17 protein-coding genes are annotated in these 16,363 nt (G+C 64.5%); 3 read left to right on the top strand and 14 right to left on the bottom strand.

What is annotated here, in order from left to right; translation table 11 throughout:
- Positions 1-285: OprD family outer membrane porin (locus G559_RS0120875; RefSeq protein WP_028630114.1), on the top strand; the 285-nt coding region annotated here is incomplete at its 5' end.
- A 104-nt stretch (positions 286-389) separates the two neighbouring features.
- On the opposite strand, the gene yjiA is transcribed toward G559_RS0120875, so the two are convergent.
- The 14 genes from yjiA to G559_RS0120805 all read right to left on the bottom strand — a co-directional run bounded on the left by yjiA (position 390) and on the right by G559_RS0120805 (position 14,026).
- On the bottom strand, positions 390-1,364 hold the full coding sequence (gene yjiA / locus G559_RS0120870) for a GTPase (RefSeq protein WP_028630113.1): 975 nt from the start codon (positions 1,362-1,364) through the stop codon (positions 390-392).
- A gap of 145 nt (positions 1,365-1,509) precedes the next feature.
- Positions 1,510-1,713, bottom strand: a complete 204-nt coding sequence (locus G559_RS0120865) for a YbdD/YjiX family protein (protein ID WP_028630112.1) — start codon at positions 1,711-1,713, stop codon at positions 1,510-1,512.
- 13 nt (positions 1,714-1,726) lie between these two features.
- A complete protein-coding gene (locus tag G559_RS0120860; protein WP_028630111.1) occupies positions 1,727-3,784 on the bottom strand; it encodes a carbon starvation CstA family protein in 2,058 nt (685 codons plus the stop codon).
- A gap of 404 nt (positions 3,785-4,188) precedes the next feature.
- Positions 4,189-4,806, bottom strand: coding sequence for a LysE family translocator (locus tag G559_RS0120855; protein WP_028630110.1), 618 nt, complete (start codon positions 4,804-4,806; stop codon positions 4,189-4,191).
- Between the two features lie 87 nt (positions 4,807-4,893).
- Entirely contained in the window at positions 4,894-5,481 is a 588-nt protein-coding gene (locus G559_RS0120850) for a hypothetical protein (RefSeq protein ID WP_028630109.1), read from the bottom strand.
- Positions 5,482-5,771: 290 nt separating this feature from the next.
- A complete protein-coding gene (locus tag G559_RS0120845; protein ID WP_028630108.1) occupies positions 5,772-5,972 on the bottom strand; it encodes a hypothetical protein in 201 nt (66 codons plus the stop codon).
- Positions 5,973-6,216: 244 nt separating this feature from the next.
- Complete coding sequence (locus G559_RS0120840) at positions 6,217-8,256, bottom strand: TonB-dependent receptor family protein (protein ID WP_028630107.1); 2,040 nt, start codon at positions 8,254-8,256, stop codon at positions 6,217-6,219.
- Positions 8,257-8,364: 108 nt separating this feature from the next.
- Complete coding sequence (locus tag G559_RS0120835; protein ID WP_028630106.1) at positions 8,365-8,739, bottom strand: DUF2946 family protein; 375 nt, start codon at positions 8,737-8,739, stop codon at positions 8,365-8,367.
- Between the two features lie 146 nt (positions 8,740-8,885).
- Positions 8,886-9,749 carry an MBL fold metallo-hydrolase gene (locus tag G559_RS0120830; protein WP_028630105.1) on the bottom strand — a complete coding sequence of 288 codons (864 nt, stop codon included), beginning with the start codon at positions 9,747-9,749 and terminating at the stop codon, positions 8,886-8,888.
- A gap of 25 nt (positions 9,750-9,774) precedes the next feature.
- Complete coding sequence (locus G559_RS0120825) at positions 9,775-10,212, bottom strand: DUF6691 family protein (RefSeq protein ID WP_028630104.1); 438 nt, start codon at positions 10,210-10,212, stop codon at positions 9,775-9,777.
- Positions 10,209-10,649: a YeeE/YedE family protein gene (locus G559_RS0120820; protein WP_028630103.1), complete on the bottom strand. Its 441-nt coding sequence runs from the start codon at positions 10,647-10,649 to the stop codon at positions 10,209-10,211. The genes G559_RS0120825 and G559_RS0120820 overlap by 4 nt, the downstream gene beginning before the upstream one ends.
- Before the next feature lie 120 nt (positions 10,650-10,769).
- On the bottom strand, positions 10,770-11,039 hold the full coding sequence (locus G559_RS0120815; protein WP_028630102.1) for a metal-sensing transcriptional repressor: 270 nt from the start codon (positions 11,037-11,039) through the stop codon (positions 10,770-10,772).
- Between the two features lie 74 nt (positions 11,040-11,113).
- Positions 11,114-13,183 (bottom strand): putative bifunctional diguanylate cyclase/phosphodiesterase, encoded by a 2,070-nt coding sequence (locus tag G559_RS0120810; RefSeq protein ID WP_028630101.1) that lies wholly within the window; start codon positions 13,181-13,183, stop codon positions 11,114-11,116.
- 396 nt (positions 13,184-13,579) lie between these two features.
- A complete protein-coding gene (locus tag G559_RS0120805) occupies positions 13,580-14,026 on the bottom strand; it encodes an Lrp/AsnC family transcriptional regulator (protein WP_028630100.1) in 447 nt (148 codons plus the stop codon).
- A gap of 133 nt (positions 14,027-14,159) precedes the next feature.
- On the opposite strand from G559_RS0120805, the gene G559_RS0120800 reads away from it, so the two are divergent.
- Complete coding sequence (locus G559_RS0120800; protein ID WP_028630099.1) at positions 14,160-14,777, top strand: LysE family translocator; 618 nt, start codon at positions 14,160-14,162, stop codon at positions 14,775-14,777.
- Positions 14,778-15,025: 248 nt separating this feature from the next.
- Positions 15,026-16,087: a polyamine ABC transporter substrate-binding protein gene (locus G559_RS0120795; protein WP_245586527.1), complete on the top strand. Its 1,062-nt coding sequence runs from the start codon at positions 15,026-15,028 to the stop codon at positions 16,085-16,087.
- Positions 16,088-16,363: the final 276 nt, after the last annotated feature.

Here is a 16,363-nt window from a genome sequence, read left to right as displayed (position 1 = left end):
GAGAAATCCTGGCAGGCCCGTTACGACTACAACTTCGCCAGCCTCGGCATTCCCGGCCTGACCTTCATGACCCGCTACCTGACCGGCGACAACATCGACCTGGGTGCCGGTCGTGAAGACGGCAAGGAGTGGGAACGCAACATGGACATCGCCTACGTCTTCCAGGAAGGCCCGCTGAAGAACTTCGGCGTCAAATGGCGCAATGCAACGGTGCGCTCCACCAACTTCGGTAGCGATATCGACGAAAACCGCCTGATCCTCAGCTACGTGCTGCCGCTCTGGTAAGCCTGTGAACGGCGATACCCATCGCTTCCACTGATGGGTATCGCTTTGCTCAACACCATCCTACGCGTCGATCCGAGCGGACCGACTCACTCGCGGAGCTGGCATCACACCTGCGCCGCTTCGAACCCCGCGCGAATCTGCTCTTCCGGCAACCGGTCGCCGATGAAGACCATCACGCTCTCGCGCACTTCCCCAGCCTGCCACTCGCTGTCCCAGTCGAAGCCATAGAGCCTCAGCACACCCTGGAACACCAGGCGGCGCTCTTCGCCGGCGATGGACAGCACGCCCTTGTAGCGCAGCATGGAATTGCCATGCTCCTCCAGCAATTGCTCCATGAAAGCACTGAGCTGGTCGATGTCGAGCGGGCGCTCGCTTTTCAACACCAGGGTGCCGATGCGATCCGGCGTACCGGCCGGCACGAGGGGGCGAAGGGTCATTGCCGGGCCAACATCGGCGTTGAGGTTGAAGCCACGCACGTCGAGCAACTCGGCGAGATCGATGCGGCCGTGGTCCACCACGCGAATCGGCGCGCGACGGTTGATGCGCGAGAGGCGCTGGCAGAGGGCATCGAAGTGCGCCTCATCCACCAGATCGCGCTTGCTCACCAGGATACGGTCGGCAAAGCCAACCTGGGCCTGGGCCATGGTTTCCTGCAGGTGGCGCTCAGCGTTCACCGCGTCCACCAGCGTGATGATGCCGTCCAGCACATAGCGCTCGCACAGCTCTTCATCGGCGAAGAAGGTCTGCGCCACCGGCGCCGGGTCAGCCAGGCCGGTGCATTCGATCACCAGACGGTCGAACGCCAGCTCGCCGGCATCCAGCTGCTCCAGCAGGAGGAACAGCGCCTTCTCCAGTTCGACGTGGATGGAGCAGCAGACGCAGCCGTTGGCGAGGGTCATCACCTGCACCGGCTCATCGCCCAGCAACTGGCCGTCGATGGGTGTCTCGCTGAACTCGTTTTCGATCACGGCGATCTTCAGGCCGTGATCGGCCTTGAGGATGTGTTTCAGCAGGGTGGTCTTGCCGGCACCAAGGAAGCCGCTGAGCACGGTGACGGGAATGGGGAGATGGGCAGACATCGGAGGTTTCCTCGGAATCAGGAGCGAACCCGTAGGAGCGAGCTTGCTCGCGAAAAGCCCGGGCAAAACCGTTCGCGAGCAAGCTCGCTCCTACAAGTAAAAAGCGCCACGACAGGCGTGGCGCTCAGGTTAACGCATCGAAGGTTCAGCAGCAGCGTATGGGCCGTCCCTTGCCGCCGCCATAGCGGGCATCCTGCCGCTCGCGGAAGAATTCCTCGTAGCTCATTACCGGCTTGTCCGGGTGCTTGCTCTGCATGTGCTCGACATAGTTGTCGTAGTCGGGCATGCCCACGAGCATGCGCGCGGCCTGCCCGAGGTACTTACCCATGCGGCCGAGGTCATTGAACATGCTCGCGGTCTCCTCAAGCGTCCGGAATCGGCTGGAACGGCGATTCCTTGTCCGTGCGCTCGGTCTTCATCCAGGCACCGCGCCCTACCTTGATGGCGAAGAACAGAACGCTCATCACCACGAAGAGGAACAGCACGGTCAACCCGGCATTGGTGTAGGCGTTGAAGATCACGTGCTGCATCTGCCCCATGTCCTTGGCCGGGGCCAGGATCTGGCCGGCGGCGGCGGCATCGCTGTACTTCTGGGCCAGGGCCAGGAAGCCGACGGCCGGGTTCGGGTCGAGCAGCTTGATCAGGCCTGCGGTGGTGGTGCAGATCAGCAGCCACACGGCCGGCACCAGGGTGACCCAGACGTAGCGCTGACGCTTCATCTTGATCAGCACCACGCAGCCCAGCATCAGCGCAATACCCGCCAGCATCTGGTTGGAGATGCCGAACAGCGGCCAAAGGGTATTGATACCACCCAGCGGATCGATCACGCCCTGGTACAGCAGCCAGCCCCAGAGGGCCACGCAGCCGGCGGTGGCGATGACGTTGGCGGTCCAGGATTCGGTCTTCTTCAGGGCCGGTACGAAGTTGCCCAGCAGGTCCTGCAGCATGAAGCGCCCGGCACGGGTACCGGCATCCACAGCAGTGAGGATGAACAGCGCTTCGAAGAGGATCGCGAAGTGGTACCAGAAGGCCATGGTGTTCTCACCCGGCAGCACCTGGTGAAGGATCTGCGCGATACCCACGGCCAGGGTCGGCGCACCACCGGCACGGGCCAGGATGCTGTGCTCACCGATATCGGTAGCGGTCTGCTGGAGCACTTCCGGGGTAATGGCGAAGCCCCAGCTGCTGACGGTGGCGGCAACGGTGTGCACGTCGCTGCCCACCAGCGCGGCCGGGCTGTTCATGGCGAAGTACACGCCCGGCTCGATCACCGAAGCAGCAACCATGGCCATGATGGCGACGAAGGACTCCATCAGCATGCCGCCGTAACCGATGTAGCGGGCGTGGGTTTCGTTGGCCAGCAGCTTGGGCGTGGTACCGGAGCTGATCAGCGCGTGGAAGCCGGACACCGCGCCGCAGGCGATGGTGATGAACAGGAACGGGAACAGGGTGCCCTTCCACACCGGGCCGGTGCCGTCGACGAACTGGGTCAACGCCGGCATTTTCAGCTCCGGCGCGAGAACCAGGATGCCGATGGCCAGGCCAACGATGGTGCCGATTTTCAGGAAGGTCGACAGGTAGTCACGCGGGGCGAGGATCAGCCACACCGGCAGCACGGCAGCGACGAAGCCGTAGCCAATCAGCATCCAGGTGATCTGCACGCCGGTGAAGGTGAAGGCCGGGCCCCACACCGGGTCGGCAGCCACGATGCCGCCGAGCCAGATGGACACCAGCAGCAGCACCACGCCAATGGCGGAAATCTCGCCAATGCGGCCCGGGCGGATGTAGCGCATGTAGACGCCCATGAACACCGCGATGGGGATGGTCGCCATCACGGTGAACATGCCCCACGGGCTTTCGGCCAGGGCTTTCACCACGATCAGCGCCAGCACCGCAAGGATGATGATCATGATCAGGAAACAGCCGAACAGGGCAATGGTGCCCGGAATACGGCCCATCTCCTCGCGAACCATGTCACCCAGCGAACGGCCGTTACGACGGGTGGAGAGGAACAGCACCATGAAGTCCTGCACCGCACCGGCCAGGACCACACCGGCGATCAGCCAGAGCGTGCCGGGCAGGTAGCCCATCTGAGCGGCGAGTACCGGGCCCACCAGCGGGCCGGCGCCGGCGATGGCGGCGAAGTGGTGACCGAAGAGGATGTGCTTGTTGGTTGGAACGTAGTCCAGACCGTCGTTGTTGAGAACTGCAGGTGTTGCGCGGGAGGCGTCCAGCTGCATCACCTTGTTGGCGATGAACAGGCTGTAGTAGCGGTAGGCAATCAGGTAGATCGCGGTTGCAGCAGTAACGATCCAGAGGGCGTTGATGGCTTCGCCCCGGCGCAGCGCCACGGTACCAAGCGCAACTGCGCCCAGCAGGGCAACGGCGAACCAGGCGATTCGAGTAGCCAGTTGAGTCATTGAATTGTCTCCTGCCGCTGGGGGTTACCTGCGGCGGCTTTTGTTGTTGTTTATGCCCGGATAGGGGCAGCGGACACTATCGGCGCCTTGAGCCCGCGGAGACATTCGCACAACTACGAAGCACGACTACGTAATACTACGTAGCCAGCATGCCCCTTCTCAGGGCACTCGACTTTCCTGTGGAGGTGATTTCAATCGCCATGTCTGCGTCAGCTGTTGCGAGAGATTCACCATTGGGCCAAGAACCTACGGGCATGCAACTGCTTGCAACACGTAATGCAGACAGAGCCATTTCAATCGCCAAGTGGACCGCAGGTTCGCCCTTCGGCCGCATCGACACACGCTCTGATGGGTATCGCTCCGCTCCACCGCATCCTACGGAACTGCACGTCTCGCCCTGGTGCTCAGCGACTGAGCAGCAACCGTCCGCCCAGGCCCAGCAGGAACACGCCCATCAGGGTCTCGAACACCGCCTTGAAGCGCATGAAGCCGCCGCGTACTGCGGGGCTGGAGAAGAGCAGTGCCATGCTGCAGTACCACAGGCCGGAGAATCCGGCGGCGATGACGACGATGGCTGCATGGAACCAGACCGGCGCGTGGACCGGGACCATCACGGCGAAAATACTGCCGTAGAAGGCCAGGGCCTTGGGATTGGTCATGCTGACCAGGTAACCCTTGCGGGCGGCAGCGAAAACCCCGGACTCGAGTGCATCAGGCGTGGCAACCGGGGGCTTGCGCGCCCCGAGGATCATCCGGCCGCCGAGCCAGATCAGGTAGGCGGCACCGGCCAGCTTGATGCCGAGGTAGAGCCATTCCACCTGCGACACGATCAGCCCCAGGCCGGCCACGGCCAGCAGTGCCCAGGTGGCGGAGGCAGCCGCCAGGCCCAGCCCGGTGGCGACGCCGGCACGACGGGAACGCAGGGTCGCCGTGGAAGTGACGATGGCGAAATTGGGACCGGGGCTGACGACGCTCAGCATCAGTACGCCGGAGATGGCCAGCAACGCACCGAGGTAGTCCACGGCACCCTCCTGTCGTATCGGTTGGGGAAGATGCCGGCGAGTATATCGGGAGGCTGGATCATCAGCGATGGTCAGCCGCTCAAGACCTCAGGGCGTAACCGGCATGGGCACATCGCCCATCGGTGGTTCGTCGTCAGGCTCATCCACCCGGTCGTTGCTCCGCGGAATGCCCGCTGCGAACCAGCTCGCATTGGCGGCATTGCGGATCAGCAGCACCGGACTGTCGCAAGGGTTCGGCGGCACGGGGTCGAAGACATCGTTGATCCTGAAGTCACCCTCCTCGTCCAGCGGCACACCAAGCAGGTCGGTGCTGCTTTCCGTGAAAGGCGCCACGCTGCCGCAGAACAGGGTGGCGAACACGGACTGCCCGGTGGCCCTGCCGATGTTGTTGCCGCCACCCAGGATCAGTCCACGACCTTCTGCCCGGAAAGCCCCGGCAATACTGAGCTGCGCATCAAAGCTGCGGATCAGCCAGATCTGCCCGGCCGGTTGCACCCCGCGCACGATGTTGCGGTTGACCACGGTGGCGATGGCTTCAGTGCCCTGACCGCTGGACAGGGGCAACACACCGATACCGCCCTTGAAGCGCAGCAGATCGTCCTCCGCCAACGCCGTGGAGACCAGGGCGCCGGCAAGCAGCAATAAGGGGATGGAGAGCGCAATTGTTCTTTTCATGACTGCAGCTCCTGTCAGGCACCCGCCCTGGGTGGGGCGGGTGGTCGCTGAACGGAGAATGGCGCCAGGCCGAATACCCTTGTCGCAAGGGTGGGGGCTGCGGGGCCCGAAGGGCGCTCCGGGATGAATGGACCGCTGGACTGCCGCTGGCCGAACGGGGTGGCCGGGCGAATCGCCTTTCTCCTCCGGTGGCAGGGGGCCGCGAGGCCCCGACCGTCCGTCAGAGTTGGCACGAGCGCGAAAAGCTGGATGGCGGGGGTGCTTGAACTCTGGAAGTACTGCACCGGCCATTATAAGCCCGTGCCCTCGTGCCCCCTTTCCGTCCGTCCCCTGCCCTGGCCCTGGCCATGCCCCTCGTCGGGGAAGGCGCCCCGCAGGTCACCACCGGCCAACTCGGCCCCCAGCAGGGTCATCAGGAACAGCCAGAGGCAGGCGCCTGTCACTGGCCAACGGCGATTGCGGCGAACGCGGGAGAACGCACGACTGCTCATAGGGGCTGCTCCCGGCCCTTGGGCAGTTGGGGCCTTAACCTCAAGGGTATGTGCCCCTGCGAGAAAGCCCAGTCCTTACATCGGAGGAAAACCGCCCTTCAGCCAGTCGCTGTATCGCGCTCCCGGGCAGTCGCTTCGGCGGGTTCGCCGACCGCAGCCAACACGCCCGGTGGCTAGCCGTCCAACGACAGCACGCGCTGGCGCCAGGTCAGGCGCTGGGGGGCGAGGCTTCCCAGCGCCGCCGTCACATCCGCCACTCCAGGCCGATGTACACGCTACGACCATCGCCCGGCATGAACTGGGCGCTGTCCAGGCCCCGGGCATCGGCGATCACGCCGGTGGTGGCGGCATAGGTCTTGTCCGAGAGATTGCGGCCCTCGATGAAGAAGCCGAAGCCCTCCGCCGGGCGGTAACCCCCTTTCAGGCCCCAGATGGAATAACCGTCGGCATAGAGGGTTTCCGCCTGGTCGACGTTGTAGTGGTTAGGCACCCACTCGAAGGTCGGGCCGGCGTACCAGCCTTCACGCTGCCACAGCGCCTCTCCCTTGATGAACTGGCGCGGCAGGCCGGCCAGGCGGTTGTCGCCATAGACATCGTCGTCGTCGAAGCGGAAGTCGTTGAGCAGGTACTGGCCGCGCAGCACGAACTGACCGAGGGTCCAGGCGCCGCCCAGCTCTATGCCCTGGTGGATGGTGCGGTCGGCGTTGATGGTGCCCAGCGGCTGGCCATTGCCGTCGTTGAGTGCCAGCAGTTCGTCGCGGATTTCGCTGCGGTACACGGCCAGGTCGAGGTCAACGTCATCACGCTGCCAGCGCATGCCCGCCTCAAGGGTATTGGCCTTCTGCGCATCGTTGGCGGTGATCACCTGGCCACCGGTGAGCTCGCTGAAGGTCGGCGGCTCGAAGCTCTGGCTGAAGTTGGTGAACAGCACCACGTCCTCGTTCAGCTCATAGCGCAGGCCGACCCGGCCGAGGCGGCCGATGTAGCTCTTGTTGAAAGACTCATCCTGGCGCACGCACACCGCCGTCACGAAGGCATTGCAGCGCAGGCGGTCATCGACGTCGCGCTCCTGGTGCAGCCAGGCCGCACCGCCGATCAGCGGCAGGCGCTCGGCCAGGGGGATTTCCAGCTCGCCGAAGGCGTTGACGTTGCGTGCGGTCTGGTGCAGCTCGTTGACCTTGCGGCCCTTCTCGCCACCAACGTTCACATAGCGCGAGTCCCAGTTGCGGCCATGGCTGGTTTCCACGCCGCCGGTCCAGCGCCAGCCCTCGTCGTTCTGCCACTTGTGCGAGAGGCGTGCGCCGTAGTCCTCGCTGTTGATGTCGAGCACCTGGAAGATCGGGTGGAACAGTTTCTTCTCGCTGTAGAAGGTGGCCAGTTCCAGACTGTGGCCGCCGCCGAGTTGCAGGGCGGTGATGTTGCCGACGCGATTGAGGTCGAAATCACGTTGCTGGTCCCCGCTGATGCTGCTGGCAGACGCCTGCTCCGGATCGCGGCGCATCTGCGCCTTGGTCAGGCTGCCCGGCAGGTCGGAGTCGGTTTCCACATGGGTGAAGTAGAAACGGGTCGCCAGGTCCTCGTTGATCAGCCCGCCGAGGTTGGCGAAGTAGCGCTGGTTCTCCTGCCGCGAATGGTCGCGGTAGCCGTCCTGGTTGTAGCCGTTGAGGCTGACGAAGCCGTCCCAGTTGCCGAAGTCCTGGGCGAAGGCACCGTAGAGACGCTCATAGCCGAAGCTGCCGCCCTCGGCACGCAGGGTCACTGGCGGAGCGGTTTTGCCGGTGGGGCTGACGAAGTTGATGGCGCCGCCCAGATTGGCTGCGCCGTAGCGCCAGGCGTTGGCGCCGCGCAGCACTTCAATGTGGTCGGTGGCCAGGGGCTCGATGGTCTGGAAATCGAAGCTGCCGTCGGCCAGGTTCACCGGCGCGCCGTCCTGCATCAGCAGCAGGCCGCGACCGTGGAAGGTGCGTTGCAGGCCCGAGCCACGGATCGACAGGCGCGCCTCCTCGGCACCGAAGCGCGGCTGGATGAATACGCCGGTCGCCATCCCCAGGGCGTCCTGCAGGGTGCTGCTGCGGCCGGTCTTGTAGGTTTCCGCGTCCACCACCCCGGCGCCGCCGGGGATGCGGGAGAACTCTTCCTTCTTCTCGGCGATGGTCGGGGCGGTGGGGTCCTTGCGGTACTCCCCTTGCACCAGGGTGTTGTCCAGTTCCACAGATTCAGCGTGGGCGAAGTTGGCCAGCGCCACCGAAATGGCAAGCAGGCTGAGCATGGAGACGTTGTGCATGGCGCACTCCCTAAGGTCTTGTACTGGCGTTGTTGTAATCCGGTCTGCAGACCGGTCAGGCACGGGCGACCGCCGCGCGACAAATGCGCGGAAGTCGGCGTGACGCCGCTAGGGAGCTCGGGGGTTGGCGGGGGGCCAGTTGAAGCGCGGGTGGGTGTTTCCAGGGTGTTCCGGCGTTGGTTGCGGCACTCGGGACGGGCGCAGCAACCAGGCCAGGACGAAAAGTGCAGCGATGCCGAGGGTGACGGTGCCGCAAACGGGACACTTGAAGGCGCCGGTCCAGCCGCTGCTGGCACTGCCGCTCAAGTCGCCATCCAGGGTCGGGCCGGCATCGGATACGGTGGAACAGAACGCCCCGCCCAGACCGCTCAGCTCCAGCCCCATCGCCTGGCCGTGGTGCAAACCACAGGCGAACAGATTGAACAGGACGCAGGCATACAGCATCCAGGCAATCAGCGAGCGGTCTTGGCGGGCGATTTTCATGGGCGGCGACTCTAGCATCCGGGTTTCAGGGCCGGAAGCCGAACCTGCGTGCGGTGGATTGCCGCAGCTTTGGTGAGCGGAGGGCGTCCCTTTAGCGGGCGTCCGTGCGAGTGATAGCGGGATGTCGGCTAGGCGGAAATGAAGATTCAGAGCGTATCGAGGGGAATCTTCAAGTAGCGGATGCCATTGCCTTCGGCCGGCGGCAATTGGCCGGCGCGCATGTTCACCTGCACCGCCGGCAGGATCAGCGCCGGCATGGCCAGGGTGGCGTCCCGTGTGGTGCGCATGGCGACGAAGGCGTCTTCGTCGATGCGTTCGTGGGCATGGACGTTTCCTGCGCGCTGGTCGGCCACTGTGGATTCGCAGCAGTATTCGTCGCGGCCCGGTGCCTTGTAGTCATGGCAGAGGAACAATCGGGTTTCATCCGGCAGCGCGAACAGGCGCTGAATGGAACGGTACAGGGCACGGGCGTCGCCCCCTGGGAAATCGCAGCGGGCGGTTCCGTAGTCGGGCATGAACAGGGTGTCGCCGATAAACGCGGCGTCCCCGATCAGGTAGGTCATGCAGGCCGGGGTATGGCCCGGCGTATGGAGGGCGCGGAGCTCAAGCTCGCCGATGGCCAGACGGTCGCCGTCCTGCAGCAGGCGGTCGAACTGGCGACCGTCGGTGGCGAAGTCCTTTCCGGCGTTGAACAGCGCGCCGAAGCGCTGTTGCACCTGGGTGATCAGCCCACCGATGGCGAGGCGCCCGCCGAGCTCCTGCTTGAGCCAGGCCGCGGCCGAAAGGTGATCGGCATGGACGTGGGTTTCCAGCAGCCAATCAACCGTCAGGCCCTGCTCCCGCACGTAAGCGGCAATGCGCTCGGCCCCGGCATGGGACGTGCGACCGCTGGCGGCGCAGTAGTCCAGCACCGGGTCGATGATGGCGCAGCGACCGCTGGCCGGATCGCTGACGACGTAGCTGTAAGAACAGGTGGCCGGGTCGAAGAAGGCTTCCACACGCGGTTTCATAGTGCGAGCTCCAATCCTGGTTTCTTCAGCTTAGTTTCAGGCTCAGCCGCCTGTACCCACCGTCCAGGCCTGCGTAAAGGAGCATCCCGCCCAGCATGGCCAGGAAAAACAGCCAGGCCTGCCAATGGCCGGTCAGCAGCAGTACCACAGCCGGGCCCGGGCAGATGCCGGCGATGCCCCAGCCCGCACCGAACAGCAGGCTGCCGCCGATCAGCCGGCGATCAGGGCCACGCTTGGCGGGCAGTTGCATCGGCTGCCCCAGCCAGGACTCCGGCAGTCGCCTGGCAAGGCTGAAGGCCGGCAACGCAACGGCGATGGCACCGGCCATCACCAGGGCCAGGGACGGGTCCCAGGCGCCGGCCAGATCGAGGAAGGCAAGCACTTTGGCCGGGTCGGCCATGCCCGCGAGCAGCAGACCCAGACCGAATATCAGGCCGGCGAGAAAAGCACTGAGCTTGTTCACAGGCCACCTCCAATCAGATGTCGCATCACATAGGTGGTGAGGAACCCCATCGCCATGAAGGCCAGGGTCGCTACCAGCGAGCGCGGCGACAGGCGCGCCAGTCCGCAGACGCCGTGGCCACTGGTGCAGCCGGAACCGTAGCGGGTACCCACCCCCACCAGCAGGCCGGCAGACAGCAGCGCCAGCCAACCCGCGTCGATCCGCACCTGCGGCGCCCCGGCGATTGCCGTCCAGAGCACCGGCGCCAACAACAGGCCGAGGAGGAACAGGGCCTTCTCGCCCAGGCCATCACCGGCGCGCTCGAGCAGGCTGCCAAGCAGGCCGCTGATGCCGGCGACGCGGCCATTGGCGAGGATGAACAGGCTGGCGGACAAGCCGATCAGCGCGCCACCGGCCAGGGCGCTCCAGGGCGTGAAAGAGAGCCAGTCGATTGTCATAGGGACTCCGGGCCGCGACGGCCACAAGGCTTCAGGTGGCGTGATCATATACCCCCAGGGGTATGTGATCCAGACGCTCAAGACCCTATGCGACGGGCTGCTAACGCCGCCACGAAAAACTCAGGTGTACTTGGTGAAGATGGCGCGAACGCGCTCGAGGGTGTCGCCTGCATCCTGCTCCGGGTCGAGCATGGCCTCTTCCAGCAGACACATCAGCATCTGCTGGTAGGCACGGTCGAGCGCCTTGCGCGAGGCGCTGAACTGTTGGGCGATAGCTTCACAGTCATCGCCACGGCGGATCATCGCCTGCAGGCCACGAATCTGCCCTTCAACGCGGGCCAGGCGCTTGAGCATGGCGTCCTGATGGGCGGCCACCACTTCGTTGGTCATTGGCTGTCTCTGCTGGCGATTACCCCGGGGGGTATGAAATTAGCGCAACGGCTCGCCATATGCACTGCCCTCCTTCAGGCCAGCGCCTCGACCCCGACCATGAACTGATCCGCCGGAACGGGCTTGCCGAACAGGAAACCCTGCAACGAATCGCAGCCAAGGCCGGTCAGGAACGCCTGCTGGGACTCGGTCTCCACCCCTTCGGCAACGATGCGCAGGTCCAGCGCCTGGCCGAGTGCGACGATGGCAGAAATGATCGCCGCGTCATCGCTGTCGCGCTCCAGGTCGCGGACGAATCCCCGGTCGATCTTCAGCTCATTGGCCGGCAGGCGCTTGAGATACAGCAGGCTGGAATAGCCGGTGCCGAAGTCGTCGATGGACAGGTCCACGCCCATTTCCGCCAGTCGACCGAGGATGCCCAGGCTGGTGTCGGCGTCCTGCATGGCAGTGGTTTCGGTGATCTCCAGGGTCAGGCAGTTGGCCGGCAGCGCATATCGCTCCAGGGCCGCCTGGACACTGTCGATCAGCCCGGCATGACAGAACTGCAGGGCCGACAGGTTGACCGCCACGCGCCAGTCGCGTCGACCTTCGGCGTACCACTGGCTCATCTGCCGGCAGGCCTGGTCCAACACCCAATTGCCGATGGGAATGATCAGCCCGGTTTTCTCCGCCAGTTCGATGAACTGGTCGGGCATCAGCAGACCCCGGCGTGGGTGCTGCCAGCGCAGCAGCGCCTCGGCACCGATCACCCGGCGACCGTCACCGGCCGCGAACTTGGGCTGGTAGTGCAGCACCAGCTCACCGGCATCCAGCGCCTGGCGCAGGTCGTGGAGCAGCTGCAGTTGGTTGCGGGCGTTGGTGTTCATCGACTGTTCAAAGAAGCTATAACCGTTCTTGCCCGCGCCCTTGGCGTGGTACATGGCCGCGTCAGCATTCATCAGCAGCTCTTCGCGGGTGGCGCCATCGCCGGGATAGAGGGCGATGCCGACGCTGGTGGACACCCGCAGCTCCTGGCCAGCCACCTCGAAGACACTGCCCACAAGGGCGACGAGTTGGCTGGCAAGGGTCACTGCGTCATTCGGCTCGCCGAGGCTGGCCAGCAGCACGAATTCGTCACCGCCGATGCGCGCCAGGGTGTCCTCGGCGCGCAGGTGTTCGCGCAGACGCTGGGCCACGTCCCGCAGCAACAGGTCGCCCACATGGTGGCCGAAGGCGTCGTTGACCGGCTTGAAGCCATCCAGGTCCATGAACAGCAGGCCGAAGCATCCGCCATTGCGATTGACCTTGTGGATCGCCTGGTCGATGCGGTCCTCCAGCAACGTGCGGTTGGGCAGCTCGGTGAGGTTGTCGTGCAGAGCCAGGTGGGTCAGCTCCTGGTTGGCACGCTCCAGGGAACTGGCGAGCTGGGCGGTGCGCGCCTCCAGGCGGGCATCCAGCACCGAGGTCAGCAGGGCGATGGCCAGAATCGCCAGGGTGACCACTATCACCAGGCTGGCCAGCCAGCGGCTGTCGAGGCCGGCAACGGCCGCGCCGCAGATGCTGCCCAGCGGGAAGTTCGCCGCCGCCATGCCGGTGTAGTGCATGCCGACGATGGCCGCGCCCATCACCAGGGCCGCCCCCGCTCGCGCCAGGCGCACATAGGGGGTGTCGTGGCGCAGACGGAAGGCGATCCACAGCGCCGCACCGGAGGCGGCAACGGCGATGGCCAGGGAGAGGTAGAACAGGCCGGGGTCGTAGTCGATTCCCGGCACCATGCGCATGGCGTGCATGCCCAGGTAGTGCATGGAGCTGATTCCAGCGCCCATGGTCACGGCGCCACAGAGCAACTGCCAGAGGGGCTGCTCGGGTTGGCTCACCAGCCACAGGGCGAAACCGGATACCAGCACGGCGATCAGCAGGGACAGCAGGGTCAACGGCAGGTCGTAGCCCAGCGGAATGGGCAGGCTGAAGGCGAGCATGCCGATGAAGTGCATGGACCAGATTCCAATGCCCATGGCGATGGCACCGCCTGCAATCCACAGCACCGCGCCACGTCCCTGGCTACGGGCCACCCGCCCGGCCAGGTCCAGCGCCGTGTAGGACGCCAGGATGGCCACCAGCAGGGAAATGAGAGCAAGGGAGTAGTCGTAGCTGCCGGTGAGCATGAAGAACCTTTCATTCGAAAGAGCCGCCCCAGAACGGACGGCAAAACGGGAGGCATTCTAAACAAACTCGGAATGGGCAGTGAGACCGTATGGCAGATTGCCGCCATTCGAGCCAAGAAGATGGATTGCTCCATCTGTGGGGGCGAGTTCATTGGCCAACCGGGCCGCAGGTCCGGGCTTCATGACCGGGGGGCAGCTTCGCCGCCCTTGGCGATTGAAATGGCTATGTCTGCAATACGTGTTGCAGGCAGCTGCATTGCTCGTAGGAGCTGGCTTGCCAGCGAATGGCCCCGTTTCGCTGGCAAGCCAGCTCCTACAAGGTTCTTGGACCGATGGCAAATCTCTCGCAACAGCCAACGCAGACATAGCCATTGAAATCGCCCCTACACGGTTTTGTCACCCATCCGGCGGTTCTACTCCGCGTAGGGGAATGGGTGCCGACATCACGATGGAGGTTCGGGTTTCGCCGAAGTGGTTGATGCTGCCGACGAACCGTTCCAGGTGGCGGATATCGCGGGTGACCACGCGCAGGATGAAGGAGTCCTGCCCGGTGACGTGCAGGCACTCCAGCACTTCAGGCATTTGCTGCAACTGGGCGATCAGCCGCGCCTTTTGCGGCTGCGGAGTGGTCATGCCGATCAGCGCCATGACCGAGTAGCCCGCCTTCTCCGCCGAAACCGCAGCGCGGTAGGCCTCGATCACGCCGGCCTCTTCCAGGCGCTTGAGGCGCTCGGAGGTGGCCGGCAGCGACAGCGCTACCCGCGAGGCCAGGTCGGTCAGGGAAATACGCCCCTCGCGCTGCACGACTTGCAGGATCTTCCAGGACTTTGCGTCAAGCTCCATATTTTTCAGGCCTCCCCACCTCATCTCGTTAAATATTCAAGCGATCCGACGAAACTACCGTAGTTCCTGCATTCAAGCTCCAGGCAGTGCAGCGCAGAATATTCGCCATGTCCACTGCCTCCGGAGCCTGCGCATGGAAGCCCTGCTGTTTCTCAAGTCCGTCCTGATCGGCCTGTCCATCGCCGCCCCGGTTGGTCCCATCGGATTGCTGTGCATCCAGCGCACCCTGGGCCACGGCGCGCGCATTGGCTTCATCAGCGGCCTGGGCGCGGCAGCGGCGGATGCCTGCTACGGCGCGCTGGGGGCCTTCGGCATTGGCGCCATCACCCGCGTCTTCGTCGCGCTGTCCACGCCACTCGCGCTCGCTGGCGCCCTGTTCCTGGCCTGGATGGGCCTGAAGATGCTGCGCGCAACGCCCCCGGATCGCGCCGCCAGCGCAGGCGACCCGGTGCGCGCACTGCCGGCCTTCGCCTCGGTGTTCGTGCTGACCCTCAGCAACCCGCTGACCATCCTTTCCTTCATCGCCATCTTCGCCACGCTGTCCGGCGGCAAGGCCCTTTCCGGAGCGGATGGCCTGGTCATGGTGTTGGGGGTGTTCTTCGGCTCCGCCCTCTGGTGGCTGGCCTTGAGCCTTGGCGTCTCCACGATTCGCCATCGGCTGGGCGTGGGCGCCATGCAATGGATCGACCGCACCGCCGGGGTCTTTCTGCTGGGCTTCGCTGCCTGGCAACTGGTGCGGGTGATCGTGTAGGGGTTCGTTTGAACTCACTTGGGTAGCCCGGTGCCATCGGCCGTTACGCCCGGTAATCCCCGCTTCCCCTCGCGCCCAGTCTTTTTGGGGTTTTATCGATGTATATCGGCCTTCCCACCTACATGGCGCGGCATTTGCTTACAGAATTGCGACCTGAACGGATAGATATCGATTTAGGCCCAACTCAGCTCACCCAAAGGTTGCCGCAATTGATCAAACACACACTCCCCCGCCTTCTTGGCGCCGCCTTGTGCGGCCTGCTCGCCACCCATTCCCTGGCCGAAGAGCGCACCCTGCGTGTCTACAACTGGTTCGACTACATCACCCCGCAGACCCTGGACACCTTCAAGAAGGAGAACGGCGCCAAGCTGATCTACGACATCTTCGACACCAACGAGGCCCTGGAAGCCAAGCTGCTCACCGGCAATTCGGGTTATGACGTGGTGGTGCCGTCCAACGTCTTCCTCGCCAAGCAGATCGAGGCAGGCGTGTTCCAGCCGCTCGACCGCAGCAAGCTGCCCAACTGGAACCACCTGGACCCGCAGCTGATGAAGCTGATCGAGGCCAACGACCCGGGCAACCGCTTCGCCGTGCCTTACATGTACGGAACGGTGCTGATCGGCTTCAACCCGGCCAAGGTCAAGGCAGCCCTGGGCGAGAATGCCCCGGTGGACAGTTGGGACCTGATCTTCAAGGAAGAGAACATCGCCAAGCTCAAGCAGTGCGGCGTGGCCCTGCTGGACTCGCCGTCGGAGATCCTGCCCATCGCCCTGCACTACCTGGGCCTGCCGCCCAACAGCAACGAGCCGAAGGACTACGACAAGGCCGGCGCGCTGCTGCAGAAGATCCGCCCCAACGTCGCCTACTTCCACTCCTCCAAATACATGGCCGATATCGCCAACGGTGACATCTGCGTGGCCGTGGGCTACTCCGGCAGCTTCTCCCAGGCGGCCAACCGCGCCAAGGAAGCCGGCAACGGGGTGGTGGTGGACATGCGCCTGCCCAAGGAAGGCGCACCGGTATGGTTCGACATGCTGGCCATTCCCAAGGGCGCGCAGAACCCCGAAGACGCCCATGCCTTCATCAACTACCTGCTACAGCCCCAGGTGATCGCCCCGGTCAGTGACTTCGTCGGTTACCCGAACCCGAACAAGGACGCCACCGCCCTGGTCAGCCCGGAAATCCGCAACAACCCCAACCTCTACCCCACCGCCGAAGCCCAGGCCACGCTCTTCACCCTGATACCGCTGGAGCGCAACGCCGAACGCGCCCGCACCCGTGCCTGGACGAAGCTGAAGTCAGGGACCTGACGGCCTCGCGGCTCCTTGTAAGGGCGAATTCAATCGCTATGTCTGCGTTAGCGGTTGCGAGAAATTCACCCTCGGGCCTAGAGACTTGTAGGAGCTGGCTTGCCAGCGAAACGCCGCCATTCGCTGGCAAGCCAGCGCCTACGGGCAATGCAGCTACCTACAACACGTAATGCAGACAGAGCCATTTCAATCGCCAAGGGCGGCGCAGCTGCCCCCCCGATGCAATTCCACCACTCATTCTCCCTGCCTGAGCTTCCCCCCGCCGGGTCTATGCTT

This window comes from Metapseudomonas resinovorans DSM 21078 (assembly GCF_000423545.1).
In the GTDB taxonomy this organism is placed as follows: domain Bacteria; phylum Pseudomonadota; class Gammaproteobacteria; order Pseudomonadales; family Pseudomonadaceae; genus Metapseudomonas; species Metapseudomonas resinovorans.
Note: the sequence above shows the minus strand (reverse complement) of the source record. Positions and strands in the feature narration are given on the sequence as shown.

Excerpts from the sequence above, each read along its gene's own strand:
- G559_RS0120820 (WP_028630103.1), bottom strand. The coding sequence starts at position 10,649 with ATGACAATCGACTGGCTCTCTTTCACGCCCTGGAGCGCCCTGGCCGGT.
- G559_RS0120850 (WP_028630109.1), bottom strand. The coding sequence starts at position 5,481 with ATGAAAAGAACAATTGCGCTCTCCATCCCCTTATTGCTGCTTGCCGGC.
- G559_RS0120815 (WP_028630102.1), bottom strand. The coding sequence starts at position 11,039 with ATGACCAACGAAGTGGTGGCCGCCCATCAGGACGCCATGCTCAAGCGC.
- G559_RS0120805 (WP_028630100.1), bottom strand. The coding sequence starts at position 14,026 with ATGGAGCTTGACGCAAAGTCCTGGAAGATCCTGCAAGTCGTGCAGCGC.
- G559_RS0120800 (WP_028630099.1), top strand. The coding sequence starts at position 14,160 with ATGGAAGCCCTGCTGTTTCTCAAGTCCGTCCTGATCGGCCTGTCCATC.
- G559_RS0120860 (WP_028630111.1), bottom strand. The coding sequence starts at position 3,784 with ATGACTCAACTGGCTACTCGAATCGCCTGGTTCGCCGTTGCCCTGCTG.
- G559_RS0120865 (WP_028630112.1), bottom strand. The coding sequence starts at position 1,713 with ATGTTCAATGACCTCGGCCGCATGGGTAAGTACCTCGGGCAGGCCGCG.
- G559_RS0120830 (WP_028630105.1), bottom strand. The coding sequence starts at position 9,749 with ATGAAACCGCGTGTGGAAGCCTTCTTCGACCCGGCCACCTGTTCTTAC.
- G559_RS0120840 (WP_028630107.1), bottom strand. The coding sequence starts at position 8,256 with ATGCACAACGTCTCCATGCTCAGCCTGCTTGCCATTTCGGTGGCGCTG.
- G559_RS0120810 (WP_028630101.1), bottom strand. The coding sequence starts at position 13,183 with ATGCTCACCGGCAGCTACGACTACTCCCTTGCTCTCATTTCCCTGCTG.
- G559_RS0120845 (WP_028630108.1), bottom strand. The coding sequence starts at position 5,972 with ATGAGCAGTCGTGCGTTCTCCCGCGTTCGCCGCAATCGCCGTTGGCCA.
- G559_RS0120835 (WP_028630106.1), bottom strand. The coding sequence starts at position 8,739 with ATGAAAATCGCCCGCCAAGACCGCTCGCTGATTGCCTGGATGCTGTAT.
- yjiA (WP_028630113.1), bottom strand. The coding sequence starts at position 1,364 with ATGTCTGCCCATCTCCCCATTCCCGTCACCGTGCTCAGCGGCTTCCTT.